The sequence below is a fragment of the Planococcus donghaensis MPA1U2 genome (assembly GCF_000189395.1).
GTDB lineage: Bacteria > Bacillota > Bacilli > Bacillales_A > Planococcaceae > Planococcus > Planococcus donghaensis_B.
Genome location: NZ_AEPB01000032.1, coordinates 142518 through 157916, shown reverse-complemented (window position 1 = coordinate 157916; position 15399 = coordinate 142518). Strand labels below are relative to the sequence as shown.

Below are 15399 nucleotides of genomic sequence, written 5' to 3'. Positions count from 1 at the left end.
GCAAGTTTTTTATATAGCTTTATTTAAATTAGTTGTTGTTTTTTCAATGCATCTACAGAATTTAATACAGCAATTTTCACATGTTCGTATGTAAGTCCGCCTTGAACAAATGCCGTATATGGTGGTCGAATCGGACCATCCGCTGTCAGTTCAATGCTAGAACCTTGGACAAATGTACCTGCCGCCATGATGACATCGTCTTCATAACCAGGCATGTATGCAGGTTCAGGCTTGAATTGCGCGTTTACCGGTGAACTAGCTTGTATTGTTTGGCAAAAAGCAATCATTTGTTCAGCAGTTTGAAATGAGACCGATTGGATTAAATCTGTGCGTTTGTCGCTCCAATGAGGCGTTGTTGTCATGCCTGCATCTTCTAATAACGCGGAAGTAAAAATTGCCCCTTTTAATGCTTGTGAAACAACGTGAGGTGCCATAAAAAACCCTTGATACATGTCAGGCAAGGCATTGAGTGACGCTCCAGCCTCTCCACCTATACCCGGTGAAGTCATACGATAACCGCATTTTTCGATTAAATCTTTTCTTCCAGCTATATATCCACCAATTTTAGCTAATCCGCCACCAGGATTTTTGATGAGCGAACCCGCGATCAAATCTGCCCCAACTTCAATTGGTTCTTGTGTTTCGACAAATTCCCCATAGCAATTATCAACAAAAACTATCGCTTCTGGTTTTATGCGCCGGATATGGACAATCATTTCTTCAATTTCTTCTATAGTAAAAGAAGGACGTGTGTCATAACCTCTCGAGCGTTGAATGGCAATTACTTTCGTCTTGCTATTGATGGCTTTTTCAGCTGCCTCCCAATCAATTTTGTTCTCAGCGTTTAGTTCTACGTGCTGATAGCTTATTCCAAAGTCTTTTAATGAACCGGTATCTTTTTCTCCTCCGGAAACGATGGAATCTAATGTATCGTATGGTTTACCTGTCAGATACAACAATTCATCGCCCGGGCGCAGTACTCCAAACAACGAAATTGTAATGGCGTGAGTCCCTGAAATAATTTGCGGGCGTACCAGTGCTGCTTCTGCTTTAAAGACATCTGCATAAACGCGTTCTAATGTATCCCGTCCTTCGTCATCATATCCGTAGCCTGTTGACGGATTAAAATGATGATCGCTAACACGTTGGTTATGAAAAGCCTTCAAAACTTTTTCCTGATTTATATAAGCCGTCTCATCAGCTAATTGCAGTTGTTTTTGAATTGTTTCTTCGATTGTTTTAATTGTTGTTAACATGTAATTCTCCATTCTCTTGAATTTCTCTTTCTATTATGCGGCATGACTTGAAATAGCGTCAAATTCTGCTACAATTCATAGAGTTGTATGTTGAGGAGGAAAAAGGCTATGGCTTGGGAAGTACTGAGCGCAATCGGCACGATTGCTTTTGCAGTATCCGGCGCAATTATTGCTATGGAGGAAGAATACGATATCTTTGGCGTATATCTTCTTGGTGTGGTCACAGCCTTTGGCGGTGGGGCCATCCGAAATTTATTAATAGGCGTGCCTGTTTCGGCATTATGGGAACAGGAATTCATGTTCCAACTGGCTTTTGTTTCGATAACGATCGTTTTCTTATTTCCACATAAATTACTTGGTCATTGGAATCGCTGGGGGTACTTTTTTGACGCGATCGGCTTATCAGCATTCGCTGTGCAAGGTGCCATTTATGCCGTTGAACTGGAATTGCCGTTGTTTGCGATTATTGTAGCTGCAGTATTAACGGGTTCAGGTGGCGGGATTATACGCGATATGTTAGCCGGCAGAAAACCACTTGTGTTAAAATCTGAAATTTACGCTGTATGGGCAGCATTGGCAGGCTTGTTTATAAGCTTCGATTCGGCCAACACCGACTTAATGTTGTATTCACTGTTTGTGCTCATCACAATTTTACGGATTTTGTCGTATACGTTTAAATGGAGATTACCCGCTCGTAAAATTCATATGATTTAAGAAAACGGGCCCCTCGGTAGTATATCCGAGGGGCCCGTTTAAATTTTCCTTATGCGATTGTTTCACCATTCCAAGCTAGCATGCCACCTTCGACGTTAGTTGCATCGATATCATTGGTTTCTAAAATCCCACCAGCCATTTCGCTACGGCGACCTGAACGACAAATCATATAATACTCTTTTTGCGCATCTAGTTCTCCAACACGCTCTTCCATTTCACCAAGGGGAATGTGTTTTGCCCCAGGAATCATTCCTGTTGCCACTTCATCATCTTCACGAACGTCAATGATGTTCAACTCTTCGCCCGACTCTACACGTTTTTGCAATTCATCCGCTGTAATAGTTTTCATCAATACCCCTCCTGAATTTAAATCTTACTCACACAAAAATCCTATACCCCAAAAAGCAAGCTGTCAATCAGAAAAGCGCAGGTGCCCATGTAGCTCTGACGGGCATAAGACAGAATAGCAGAATGGCGTTCTTTGCCATTCAGCTGGGCTGGCTTATGACCCAAAGAGCTGGGCACCGGAGCTAGACATTCAGAAAAGCGCAGGTGCCCGTGCAACTCTGACGGGTATAACCTAAAAAAATCCGGACTGCCTAAACAGTCCGGAAGCTTTGCTATTCTTCGTGTTCAATTGCTACAGCTTTTGCTGGCGAGAACGTTGAAATCGCATGTTTGTAGATTAATTGTTGTTTGCCGTCAGTTTCAACCAACACCGTAAAATTATCATAAGATTTAATGATTCCTTTTAGTTGGAAGCCATTAAGTAAAAAAACGGTAACATAAATATTATTTTTACGAAGCTGATTTAAATAGACATCCTGAATATTGATCGGTTTCATGTGAATCCCCCTATTTCTCTGTTGGCGTTTGGTTTGCCGTAAGTTTATCAATTCGACAGTCTCTGTCATTTCCCTGCATAAAAGCAATTATTTCCTGGAGATTTTTTTCTGGCTGTTCTAATGCATCAATCCAAAAAATCGGCAATTTGTTTTTAAAATACGTAAATTGTCTTTTAGCATATTTACGCGAGTTTTGTTTAAGCTTTTCAACGGCTAGCTCTAGACTCCAGTGTCCATCCAAATAGCTATAAATTTCTTTATAACCAATTGCTTGAATAGACTGTACATCGCGAATCCCTCTTTGCCTTAGCGCTTCTACTTCTTCGACTAAGCCTCGTTCAAGCATCGTATCTACTCGTTGATTAATGCGCTCATACAATACACTTCTCGGAATATCTAGTCCAATAATGACTTCGTTATACATTGGGGACAAGGCTAAATTGCGGTCTTCTTTTTGCTGATCGCTCTTTAGTATTTCGATAGCTCGCAAAACACGGCGCGTATTATTTGGATGAATATCACTTTGCGGATCCAATTTAAGCAATTTTTCATGCATCCATTCAGGACCGAATTGCTCTAACTCCTTATTCAAGCTCTCACGAAGCTCTTGATCAACAGCTTCTTTTGAGAAACGATAATCAAATAATACCCCTTGAACGTAAAGCCCAGAGCCCCCTACAATAATAGGCAATTTGCCACGCGATTGAATTTCAGCAATTTTTTCGCGAACTAATTGTTGATATTCAGCCACCGAAAAACTTTCATTGGGTTCTTTAATATCGATTAAGTGATGGGGAATGCCACCCATCTCTTCCGGCAAAATTTTTGCTGTGCCAATTGTCATATCACGGTAAATCTGCATCGAATCTCCATTAATGATTTCCCCGTTTAAGTGTTTCGCTAACTCTAGACTTAGCGCAGTCTTACCAGAAGCTGTTGGTCCAACTACTGCTAATACATCAATCATTACCGCACATCCAATCGCCAATTACATGATAGGAATCATGTCGCCCCAGTTCGTTCAGCAATTCATGTCGTGCATCTTCAACGAGATATACTTTGACTAAACTCACTCCTGCATCATTAAACTGTTTGGCTGCGTTGAACACACCTTTACCATTATCGCCTACTGGGTCTACCGCTCCGCTAATTAGTAAAATCGGTAAATCTTTGCGTACATGAGCGATTTTTTCAGGATTATTCACAGTAGTAATTCCTGAAAACAGATCCTGATAAAATTGATTGGTTGATTCAAAACCACATAATGGATCTGCTTCGTATTTCGCAACCATTTCTTTGTCTCGACTTAGCCAAGCGTAAGCGGACTCCTCATGTTCAAATGGCTTATTGAAACTACCAAACGTTAATTTCCCAAGCGCTTCACTTTGTTCTTGCTTGCCATACATTTTTGCCGATGCAGCTGCTATAACTTTGCCAAGTTTTCCAGAAACACCTGGATCCCCACCTGTTGCAGACAATACGACACGGTGAACCGAGTCACTATACAATTGAATATATCGACGGGTCACAAATGAACCCATACTATGGCCAAACAATACAAGCGGCAGCCTTCCAGTTGCTAGCTGCACTTCTTGAATAACTGAATACGCATCTTCCACTACTCGTTCAAAACCATTATGATCTGCAAAATAGCCTTGTATGCCGTTACGTTCGACAGTTTTCCCATGGCCACGTTGATCGTGTGCAGATACAACAAATCCACGTGACACTAAGTATTCCGCAAACTCTTTGTAACGTCCTATATGTTCTGCCATGCCATGGATAATATGGACATGACCAATCGGGTTTGTTGGTTCGTAACATTCAACGTATAGTTCGTGACCGTCAGAAACGCGCATATAGTTTTTCGATACTTGCATTTTCTACACCCTTTCTTTTATCCTATACCCAAAAACTTATTTATCATGACATTAAAAACTTAATTCATTACACGTTTGAACATTTTTTCCACGTCATAAGTTTTAAAATGGATAATAACTGGGCGACCGTGCGGACAAGTAAACGGTTGTTCAGCTTTTTTTAAATCCATTAGCAACCGTTCCATTTCATGTTTTTGCAAAAAATGATTCGCTTTGATCGATCGCTTACAGCTCATCATAATCGCTGCATCTTCACGCAATTTTTTTACATCAACTTTGCGTTCTGTTAAAATCTGTTCGATTAAATCTTCGATAACTTCTTGTTCAAAGCCTTTCGGAAACCATGTTGGGTATTCACGGACGATAAACGATGTATCTCCAAATTCTTCTAGAAAAACACCACTGTCAGTTAATACCGGTAAATGATCTTTTAACCGCAAAGCTTCATCTCGACTATAGTGAAATGTTAATGGCAATAACAATGCTTGTCGTTCGTTACTATCAATATCTCCGACTTTTTCACGGAAGTATTCGTATTTGATGCGTTCTTGCGCTGCATGTTGGTCGATCAAATAAAAGCCATCGTTACTTTGCGCCACAATATACGTCCCGTGAATTTGACCAACCACTTCAAGTTCTGGAAATTGAGGACCTTGTTCTTGTTGTTCTTCTTCGTATTCTTGAACTGCTGGTGTTTGTTCAATTGTCGGAAAATCCTGTTGAACGCGTTCTTTATCTTGTGGCACAACGACTTTTTCTTGTTCTACCGGAACTTCTGAATATCGCTGAACAGGCTCTTCTTTTGCTTCTTGTACTGTAAACGAGCTTTTCCACAAATCCAATTGTCTGGTCGGCGCTTGTTTAACCGGTTTTGGTTTATCGATTACGGGTGCTCGGACAACAGTGCTAATCGTTCGACGAAGTGTTTCATGGATAAGTTCCATTAATTCTTTTTCCTTACTTAACCGAATTTGCTGCTTCGCTGGATGTACGTTGACATCTGTTAAATAAGGATCGCCTTCAATGTTCATGACCACTATCGGTTGTCTCTCCAGTGGCAAAAACGTATGGTACGCTTTGTGAACTGTGTTGGCAATCGCATAATGCTTGACCCAACGCCCATTTACAAATAACGAAATGTAATTTTTGTTGGCCCGCGTGATTTCAGGTAGTGAGGCATACCCTGAAATTTTGTAGTCATGAGATTGACCTTCAAATGGAACCATTTTTTTAGCAATTGCCACTCCATATATATCCGCTAATACTCGTTTGATTTCTCCACTGCCTGAAGTTTGAAGAATAATTCTTCCGTCATGTACTAGTTTAAAAGCAATCCCCGGATAACTCAGGGCAAAGCGATTTAATAAATCAATTGAATGACCCAATTCTGTTTGCAAGGTTTTCATATACTTTAAACGAGCAGGAGTATTGAAAAACAATTGATCAATTTTTATATCCGTACCTTTTCTAAGAGACCCTGCACGATGTTCTGTTAGACGGCCACCTTCCATTTGTACGAAAGTACCACTTTCCCCGTTTGACGTATGCAAAGTTACTTTTGATACAGAAGCGATACTAGCTAATGCTTCGCCACGAAATCCAAGCGTTCGAATTCGGAACAAATCGTGTTCGTTTGCAATTTTACTAGTCGCATGACGAGAAAATGACAATAATGCATCATCTGCGTCCATACCTGCTCCATTATCAATTATTTGTATAGAAGTCAGCCCCGCCTCAATAAGCAATACTTCAATGGCCGTACTCCCTGCATCAATCGCGTTTTCTACTAATTCTTTTACGACAGAAGTCGGTCTTTCTACTACTTCCCCTGCAGCTATTTTATTGGATAGAGGTTCGTCCATCAATCGAATGATGCCCATGCGCTCACTCCTTATTGGTTTAACTTCTCTTGCAAGTCATGAATCATTTGCAACGCTTGAAGCGGCGTCATCGCTGATACTTGTACGTCTTTAATCGCTTGTAAGATTTCATCTTTTTCAGTATCCGCCTCGTCAAAAAACGATAATTGTTCAATTGTTTTCGGCTGCTGTTTTTTATCTTGTTCAAAGGTTTTTAATAATTCTCGTGCACGTGTAAGAATGGGTTCTGGTAAATTAGCCAACTCCGCAACGTGGATTCCGTAACTTTTATCAGCAGGACCTTTTTTCACTTTATGAAGAAACACGACTTTGCCCGACTGCTCCATTGCAGCTACATGAACATTGTGTAGTTTTTCAAGCGAATTTTCTAACGCTGTTAACTCGTGATAATGGGTAGAAAACAGTGTATTGGCACCAATTTCACGATGAATGTATTCAATCATTGATTGAGCTAGCGCCATTCCGTCGTATGTTGATGTACCACGGCCAATTTCATCAAACAACAATAAGCTGTTTTTCGTTGCATGAGTAATGGCATATTGCGATTCGAGCATTTCAACCATAAATGTACTTTGGCCAGAAACCAAGTCATCCGCTGCTCCAATACGCGTGAAAATTTGATCGACTATCGGTAAATTCGCAGATTCAGCAGGTACATAACTTCCGATTTGAGCCAGTACAATTGTCAGTGCAACTTGTCTCATATACGTACTTTTACCGGACATGTTGGGTCCAGTAATTAGTAGCATGTTTTGATTTTCTGCAAGGACGCAGTCGTTCGGAACATAATGCTGTTTGTTGAGCATTTTTTCAACCACTGGATGACGTCCTTCGATAATGGCTATTTCATTTAAATCATTAAAATCAGGTTTTACAAATCGATATTTTTCTGCGACGTTTGCAAAGCTTAAAAAGACATCTAATCCACTAAGAGAAGAAGCTAAGCGCTGAATGCGGGAAATATATTGTTTTACTTCGTCTCGAATCGCTACAAATAACTCATATTCCAACGCCAAACTTTCTTCTTCCGCTGTTAAGATTAACGCTTCTTTTTCTTTTAGTTCAGGGGTCGTATAACGTTCAGCGTTCGCCAATGTTTGCTTTCGGTCATAGCGTTCTAAATCCGCTAAATGCATATTGGCTTTTGAAATTTCAATATAGTATCCGAAGATACGGTTATAGCCAATTTTCAATGACTTGATGCCCGTTAATTGGCGTTCTTTCTGCTCAAGCTCAGCAATCCAGTCTTTTCCGTTACGAGAAGCATCTCGGAATTCATCTAGTCGTTCATGGAAGCCGTCACGAATCACTCCGCCTTCTTTTGATGACAGCGGCGGATTTTCGCTAATGGCTTGCAGTAATTCACAAACTTCAATACAACGATCTAATTTCTCGCCAAATTCCAGTAAAGCTGGATCCCCCGACTTCTCTAACTCTTCGATTAACATAGGTACTTTCTCTAGAGAACTGCGAAGCTGCGCTAAATCTCTCCCACTAGCGCTCCCAAAGGCGATTCGCCCAGATAAACGTTCTAGGTCATAAACTTCTTTCAACAAGCTCTGAAGCTCTACACGCACGAAATACTGCTCGATCAATGCCGCTACCATTCGCTGGCGTTCTTCAATCATTCGTTTGTTGGCTAATGGTTGATGCAACCACTGCTTTAATTTTCGGCTTCCCATCGCTGTCATCGTTTCATCCAACAGCCACAGTAACGTTCCTTTTGTTTCATTGCCACGAATTGATTGCAGTAATTCCAAATTTCGTTTGGAATGAAAATCAATGCTCAACAATTGGTTGTTTTCTTTATAAGCAAAAGCTTGGATATGGTCTAAGGATTGTTTTTGCGTACGAGCAATATACGTCATCAATCTGTGACAACTAGTTTGCAAATCTTCCGGACAATCGACGGTTAAAGATGCATTCATCTGATAAGCATCTTCCATCGTCTCAATCGACAAAACTAAATCTTGTTCTTCTTCTGTTAACAAGACAAACAATTGCTCGGAAACGACTAGTTCACGAATGCTTAAAGAACGTAACTCCTGAAGCAATGCTTTTTCCGTTCCCATTATGTACGTCGCTGTCGATTCACCTGTACTAATATCCACATACGACAAAGCAAAACCGTCTGCTAATTCATCTGCAGCAGCTAAAAAAACGTTTGATTTAGAATCAACACTTTTTCCTTCTGTGTGTGTACCAGGTGTTATTAAACGGACAACCTCGCGCTTCACAACGCCTTTTGTCGTTTTCGGGTCTTCTACTTGTTCACATATGGCCACTTTATGACCTTTTAATATTAACTGATCAATATAGTTTTTGGCCGCATGGTGAGGCACGCCACACATCGGAATCCGGTCATCGCCATTTCCTCCACGTGCTGTTAACGTAATTTCGAGTAGTTGAGATGCCTTAATCGCATCATCATAAAACAATTCGTAAAAATCGCCTAAACGGAAAAACAAAAATGCATCTAAGTATTCGGATTTCACTTGAAAATATTGTTGCATCATTGGTGTCGGTGCCATTTTAAAACCTCTTTCAAATCGATTCGTCGTTTCTCCATTATACCAAAAATAAAGGCGGAAAAGAAAAAACTGAAAGAGCTTTGGCTCTTTCAGTTTAATTCTGTTTAAATGCATTTCTATTCGCGCACGCATTTTGTTATAACAACCAGATCGTCTTATGCCGTCGATGCTTAACGGTCGTTTACGCTTTTCTTGTGTCTGGCTTTAGTGCCCAGCCCCTCGGGTCTTAAGTCAGCCCGGTCAAGTGGCACAAATACGCCACATGCCCTGTCTGCCTTAAGCCTGTCGGGACTAGACGGGCACCTACGCTTTTCTAATTACCCGCAGCTTCCTGGTTTGTCGTTGCGAACTTTCGATCCTGTTTCACCGCGTAACAAGTCGCCACCTGTTTCCGTGATAATGTTGTTTGTAACTTGGTTCGCAATAGCAGTTGATACCATTTGCAATAATGAGTTAACATCGCTTTGCGATTGTTTAAATTCTTGAACAATTGGCACTGCGTCAATTTCTTCTTCGATTTTGGCAATTTTGCCTTCAATCAAATTCAAAGCACGTTCCTTGCCATACGCTTGGAAGTTTACTGCTTGTTTTTGCAAGCTTTTCAAGCTAGCGATTTTCTCACGAATTTGTTGGTTTTCGTTAATTTGTGCTTCTGCACGTTTAAAGAAATCCACTTCTTCAGTTGCTGCGATCATGTCGGCAACTTCGCGCGCTTTGTCGACGATTTCTTGTTTTGTGTATGTCATTTTTAAACACCCATTTCTTGGCCCACTACAGCATCTTGTTGTTCTCCGCCTTGCGACCATGTTTTAGTTTCGGTAAATTAGACTTCGACATCTTTATTTTAAGCACATAACCTAACTTTGCGAATTTCACCCTGTCAGGTTTCGTCCTTTTGATAGTACGTTAATCATTTTGAAATCTTATGACCTGTTTGAATTTCACAAAGAAGTGAATCTATCCATTTCTTAAAAAACTCTTTTTACTCACTTCATTATTATACTGAAAATAAGGCTTGTACTTCAAGGTCTCTGCTCTAATTGTCGAAGTTTCGTCACGAAGCTATAAATTTATCCTTGAAACGGATAATCTTCATTGATATAAATACGCTCAAAGCTTGTCGCTTTACCCGTTTGGTCATCCACTTCTGTGAAAAACCCACTTACTACTGAACGGCCACGTTTCGGCACTTCAAATCGAGTTGGCATATTCGTTTTAAAACGATATAACACAGCTTCTTTGTTCATACCTAATATTTCATCATATGGTCCTGTCATTCCCACATCTGAGATATATGCAGTACCACTTGGTAATATGCGTGCATCAGCAGTTTGAACATGCGTATGTGTTCCAACGACCACTGAAGCGCGACCATCTAAATGCCACCCCATCGCAATTTTTTCACTTGTTGCTTCTGCATGGAAATCGACAAATACTAATGGCGAAATGGCTTTTGCTTCGGCTACAAGCTCATCTGCTTTTTGGAATGGATCTTCATGAGGCGGTAAGAATACACGTCCATGTAGATTAATAACCGATAAAGTTTGCCCATTTTTGGTGACTGTAGCCATACCACGCCCTGGTGCTTCATCTGAAAAGTTTGCTGGACGAATCAAATAATCAACTTCATCAATAAAATCAAAAATCTCTTTTTGATCCCAAGTATGATTGCCCATTGTTACCATATCGACACCCATAAATAACAAGTCTTGATAAATAGCTTTCGTAATCCCGCGACCTGCTGCTGCGTTTTCACCATTCGCAATAATGACGTCTGGTGCATACTTTCTTTTTAATCTCGGTAAATACGATTCTAGTGCATCTCTTCCGATTGATCCGACAATATCTCCAATAAATAAAATTTTCACAAACTCACCTTTTTTCCATAAGAAAAAGGCTTCTTTGAATAGACATTCATCGAAGCCTTACTCTTATTATTTTGCGTATTCAACTGCTCTAGTTTCTCTAATAACCGTCACTTTGATATGACCTGGATAATCCAGCTCTTCTTCAATCCGTTTCCGGATGTCTCGAGCTAAACGATGCGCCGTCATGTCATCAATTTGTTCAGGTCGCACCATGATGCGAATTTCACGTCCCGCTTGAATAGCGAATGATTTCTCTACGCCTTCATACGACTCGGAAATTTCTTCAAGTTTTTCTAGGCGACGAATGTAGTTTTCCAATGTTTCACTTCTTGCACCTGGACGAGCAGCTGACAATGCATCTGCTGCTGCTACGATGACAGAAATGATTGAAGTCGCTTCTGTGTCACCGTGATGGGAAGCAATACTGTTAATCACTACAGGATGTTCTTTGTATTTAGTTCCAAGTTCTACACCAATCTCTACGTGGCTACCTTCTACTTCATGATCGATTGCTTTACCAATATCATGTAGAAGTCCGGCACGACGAGCAAGTGTAACGTCTTCTCCAAGTTCAGCTGCCATTAAGCCTGACAAGAATGCTACTTCCACAGAGTGCTTCAGTACATTTTGTCCATAACTTGTACGGTAACGAAGGCGTCCAAGAATTTTGATCAAGTCAGGATGCAAGTTATGAACACCTACGTCAAATGTGGTTTGTTCTCCAATTTCACGAATTTGTTCATCCACTTCACGTCTAGACTTCTCAACCATTTCTTCGATGCGCGCTGGATGGATACGGCCATCTGATACCAGTTTTTCAAGAGCCAATCGAGCCGTTTCACGACGAATTGGATCAAATCCTGATAGAATAACCGCTTCTGGTGTATCATCGATGATTAAATCGATTCCTGTTAAGGTTTCAAGCGTACGGATGTTACGTCCTTCACGCCCGATGATACGACCTTTCATTTCATCGTTTGGCAAGTTTACTACCGACACAGTAGTTTCTGCTACATGGTCTGCTGCAAATCGTTGCATCGCCAATGATAAGATGTTTTTCGCTTTTTTGTCCGATTCTTCTTTGGCACGAGCTTCTGATTCTTTCATCATTACCGCAATGTCCGTTGAAAGTTCTTTTTCAACATCTTGCAAAATAATAGATTTCGCTTCTTCACGTGTCAAAGATGAGATTCGTTCCATTTCAGATTGTTGCTGACGGACTAAATCTTCGGCTTTGCTCTCCATCTGTTCAATATGCTGTTGTTTTTCTGAGAGCGTTTCGTCTTTACGTTCTAGACTCGCTTCTCTTTTGTTTAATGCATCATCCTTGCGATCCAAATTTTCTTCTCTCTGCAACAACCGATTCTCTTGTCTTTGTAGTTCAGAACGGCGTTCCCGAATTTCAGATTCTGTTTCAGTACGCAATTTATGATTTTCGTCTTTCGCTTCCAATAATGCTTCTTTTTTCAGCGCTTCAGCTTCTCGTTTTGCATCTTCGACTATTTGCTCCGCAGAGTTTTTAGCGCCTGCAATATTGGAATCGTTTGCTTTTTTTAATGCAAAATAACCAACAACTACACCGACGATGATACCAAGCAAAGCGAAGATGAACTCATTAATACCCATTCGGACACCTCCTCTTGCTATTGATTTGTTTTCATTTTAAAAGATGAATGATCAAACTTGTTTCACTACAACTATTTTAAAATTAGTAAATTATACAATTTTAATTGTATAGATGGACTTATGTCGTGTCAACCCAGGAAAGCGGAAGTAGCGGTCTTGCGCCAAGGAGATGTTAGCACCACGTTCGAATAAATGAATACACGCGTTTTTACTGAGCGCTAACTTTGCGAAATTTACTATAGCAAAAAAGCCGCAAAGCTTTTTGCTTAGCGGCTTTTTCAAATTATAAAACGACTTTTAGTTATCGTCTTCATCTAACAAAAGATTAAAGTCTTCTGGTTCTTCTTTACTCGCAGCAATTGTATACGTAGCTGCTGCCATGCCATAAGATTCACGGATTTTGTTAGAAATCTCATTACGGATTTCTGGATTTTTAAGCAAGAATTGCTTAACATTTTCACGACCTTGACCAATTCGTTCTTCGTTATACGAATACCATGAACCGCTCTTTTGAATGATCTCCAAATCAGAACCGATATCGACGATTTCACCTTCACGCGAAATCCCTTTTCCGTACATAATATCTACTTCAGCAGTACGGAACGGTGGAGCTACTTTGTTTTTAACAATTTTGATCTTCGTTCTGTTACCAATAATTTCTGTACCTGATTTCAATGCTTCTGCACGACGTACTTCTAAACGAACAGACGAATAGAATTTCAATGCGCGACCACCAGGTGTTGTTTCTGGGTTACCGAACATTACACCAATTTTCTCACGGATTTGGTTAATGAAAATAACAATGGTATTAGACTTGTTAATAACACCAGATAATTTACGAAGAGCTTGAGACATTAAACGTGCTTGTAATCCCATATGAGAGTCGCCCATTTCGCCTTCAATTTCAGCTTTTGGTACTAATGCTGCTACTGAATCGACTACGACAATATCAACTGCTCCACTACGAACAAGAGCTTCAGCAATTTCAAGTGCTTGTTCTCCTGTATCCGGTTGAGACAATAGTAACTCATCAATGTTTACACCAAGATTTTTTGCATATACTGGATCTAATGCGTGCTCTGCATCGATAAAGGCAGCTGTTCCGCCTGTAGCTTGTACTTCTGCAATGGCATGAAGAGAAACAGTTGTTTTACCTGAACTTTCAGGACCGTATACTTCAATTACACGCCCACGCGGATATCCGCCTATTCCTAGCGCTGTATCCAATGCTAGTGAACCACTTGAAACCGATGATATATTACGGTCGGAATTTTCTCCTAATTTCATAACAGAACCTTTACCGAATTGCTTTTCTATTTGTTTTAACGCCATATCTAATGCTGCTTTACGATCGCTCAAAAGAAATCCTCCTCTAAATGAAAACCTATTTTCTATCTGTTTCTAGTATACTAGCTTATTGAGAAATACACAAGAAAAAAGCGAACGTTTATTCGGTTATTTATTTTTAAAACTTATTTTTAAACGTCCTATTTCACGCATTTCCCGATTTTGGCCATAAAAAAACACGCAAAATTAAATTTTGCGTGCATTTTCTTCTGTTAACGTGCGAATGACGTAATATAACGCGAGTTTAACAGCTCGGAGACGATTGGTATTGCGCATTCCTGATAGTTGAAGGCGATATGATTTAGAACCTTCTTCTGTGGCTATACCAATCCAAACAGTCCCTGCAGGCTGATCACCATGCGCATCTGGTCCTGCTGCACCTGTTAATGAAACACTAATATCGGTTTTAAATTTATCTCGTACAGCTTCTGCCATTGCTAATGCTGTTTGCTCACTAACAACACCATATTCAGCTAGTAATTCAGCTGATAAGCCAAGCTGATGAACTTTCATTTCTTCATTGTAAGTAATAACTCCACCTGACAATACCGCGCTTGCTCCTGCAACAGAGGCCAGCTCCGATTGAAATAGTCCAGCAGTTAAACTTTCTGCCGCCGAAATTGTTTTGCCTTGGTTTTTCAAAAGCTCAACTACTTTAGAAGCGAGCGAATCATTGTCATATCCATACAGATAATCACCTACAACATCCAAAATTTCGTTTTTAGTTCCGTCAATTAACTGCCACGCTTCTTCTGTTGTATTGGTTTTAGCCGTAATACGCAACGTTACTTCGCCATCAGCAGCGAGTGGTGCAATTGTCGGATTAGTTTGTTTTTCGAGTATATGGTGCAAACGATCTTCAAGTTCTGCTTCACCGATTCCATAAAAGCGCAAAACGTGTGACAAAATAACATCAGCTTTGTTCAGTAAACTTGCAAGTTTTGGTTTTGCCTCGAACTGGAACATTGGCTCCATTTCTTTTGGTGGTCCTGGTAACAAGATATAAACACGTTCGTCTTTTTTGTACATCATGCCAGGTGCCATACCATTATGGTTCACAAGTACGTCACTGTCTTTTAACACCCATGCTTGTTTTTTGTTGTTTTCCGTCATTGGCCGGCCTGCACGTTCGAAAAACGCAACGATTGAATCTAATGCTTCCTCGTTCGTTTCAAGGGATGTATTTAAGTGACGAGCAATCGCCTCTTTTGTTAAATCATCTTTTGTCGGACCTAATCCTCCGGTAAACAGTATAAGATCCGCACGATTTTCTGCAATCTTGATCGCATCTTCTAATCGATCCGGGTTGTCTCCTACTACTGTATGGTAATACACATTAATGCCAAGCTCAGCTAAGTGATTAGACAAAAACCGAGCATTCGTATTTGTAATTTGACCTAATAATAACTCTGAACCTACCGCAATAATTTCTGCGTTCATTTATTCGAACCC

The 15399-nt window shown here is 40.3% G+C and carries 13 protein-coding genes; 1 reads left to right on the top strand and 12 read right to left on the bottom strand.

The annotated features are described in order from the left end of the window. Positions 1 to 23: 23 nt before the first annotated feature. Positions 24 to 1256 carry a methionine gamma-lyase family protein gene (locus GPDM_RS09540; protein ID WP_100069885.1) on the bottom strand — a complete coding sequence of 411 codons (1233 nt, stop codon included), beginning with the start codon at positions 1254 to 1256 and terminating at the stop codon, positions 24 to 26. A gap of 108 nt (positions 1257 to 1364) precedes the next feature. Between GPDM_RS09540 and GPDM_RS09535 the strand changes: the two genes are divergently transcribed. Further along, positions 1365 to 1970, top strand: a complete 606-nt coding sequence (locus GPDM_RS09535) for a trimeric intracellular cation channel family protein (RefSeq protein WP_008430927.1) — start codon at positions 1365 to 1367, stop codon at positions 1968 to 1970. A gap of 49 nt (positions 1971 to 2019) precedes the next feature. Here the strand turns inward: GPDM_RS09535 and GPDM_RS09530 are convergent, their stop codons facing one another. From GPDM_RS09530 to GPDM_RS09480, 11 genes are all read right to left on the bottom strand, one after another. Further along, positions 2020 to 2319, bottom strand: coding sequence for a rhodanese-like domain-containing protein (locus GPDM_RS09530; RefSeq protein ID WP_008430926.1), 300 nt, complete (start codon positions 2317 to 2319; stop codon positions 2020 to 2022). Positions 2320 to 2590: 271 nt separating this feature from the next. Next, complete coding sequence (hfq, locus tag GPDM_RS09525; protein ID WP_008430925.1) at positions 2591 to 2815, bottom strand: RNA chaperone Hfq; 225 nt, start codon at positions 2813 to 2815, stop codon at positions 2591 to 2593. Positions 2816 to 2825: 10 nt separating this feature from the next. Continuing rightward, positions 2826 to 3782 carry a tRNA (adenosine(37)-N6)-dimethylallyltransferase MiaA gene (gene miaA / locus GPDM_RS09520; RefSeq protein WP_008430924.1) on the bottom strand — a complete coding sequence of 319 codons (957 nt, stop codon included), beginning with the start codon at positions 3780 to 3782 and terminating at the stop codon, positions 2826 to 2828. After that, on the bottom strand, positions 3775 to 4695 hold the full coding sequence (locus GPDM_RS09515) for an alpha/beta hydrolase (protein ID WP_008430923.1): 921 nt from the start codon (positions 4693 to 4695) through the stop codon (positions 3775 to 3777). Before GPDM_RS09515 ends, miaA begins: the two co-directional genes overlap by 8 nt. A gap of 59 nt (positions 4696 to 4754) precedes the next feature. Beyond that, the gene (gene mutL, locus GPDM_RS09510) at positions 4755 to 6575 is read right to left on the bottom strand and encodes a DNA mismatch repair endonuclease MutL (protein ID WP_008430922.1); all 1821 of its coding nucleotides are present in this window, start codon (positions 6573 to 6575) and stop codon (positions 4755 to 4757) included. Positions 6576 to 6586: 11 nt separating this feature from the next. Then, a complete protein-coding gene (mutS, locus tag GPDM_RS09505; protein WP_039863228.1) occupies positions 6587 to 9106 on the bottom strand; it encodes a DNA mismatch repair protein MutS in 2520 nt (839 codons plus the stop codon). A 317-nt stretch (positions 9107 to 9423) separates the two neighbouring features. Then, positions 9424 to 9852, bottom strand: coding sequence for a YlbF/YmcA family competence regulator (locus GPDM_RS09500; RefSeq protein ID WP_008430917.1), 429 nt, complete (start codon positions 9850 to 9852; stop codon positions 9424 to 9426). Positions 9853 to 10176: 324 nt separating this feature from the next. Beyond that, positions 10177 to 10974 carry a TIGR00282 family metallophosphoesterase gene (locus GPDM_RS09495; RefSeq protein ID WP_008430916.1) on the bottom strand — a complete coding sequence of 266 codons (798 nt, stop codon included), beginning with the start codon at positions 10972 to 10974 and terminating at the stop codon, positions 10177 to 10179. Positions 10975 to 11040: 66 nt separating this feature from the next. Further along, a complete protein-coding gene (gene rny / locus GPDM_RS09490) occupies positions 11041 to 12600 on the bottom strand; it encodes a ribonuclease Y (RefSeq protein ID WP_008430915.1) in 1560 nt (519 codons plus the stop codon). 297 nt (positions 12601 to 12897) lie between these two features. Beyond that, positions 12898 to 13959, bottom strand: coding sequence for a recombinase RecA (gene recA, locus GPDM_RS09485; protein ID WP_008430914.1), 1062 nt, complete (start codon positions 13957 to 13959; stop codon positions 12898 to 12900). 174 nt (positions 13960 to 14133) lie between these two features. Beyond that, positions 14134 to 15387, bottom strand: a complete 1254-nt coding sequence (locus GPDM_RS09480) for a competence/damage-inducible protein A (RefSeq protein ID WP_008430913.1) — start codon at positions 15385 to 15387, stop codon at positions 14134 to 14136. Positions 15388 to 15399: the final 12 nt, after the last annotated feature.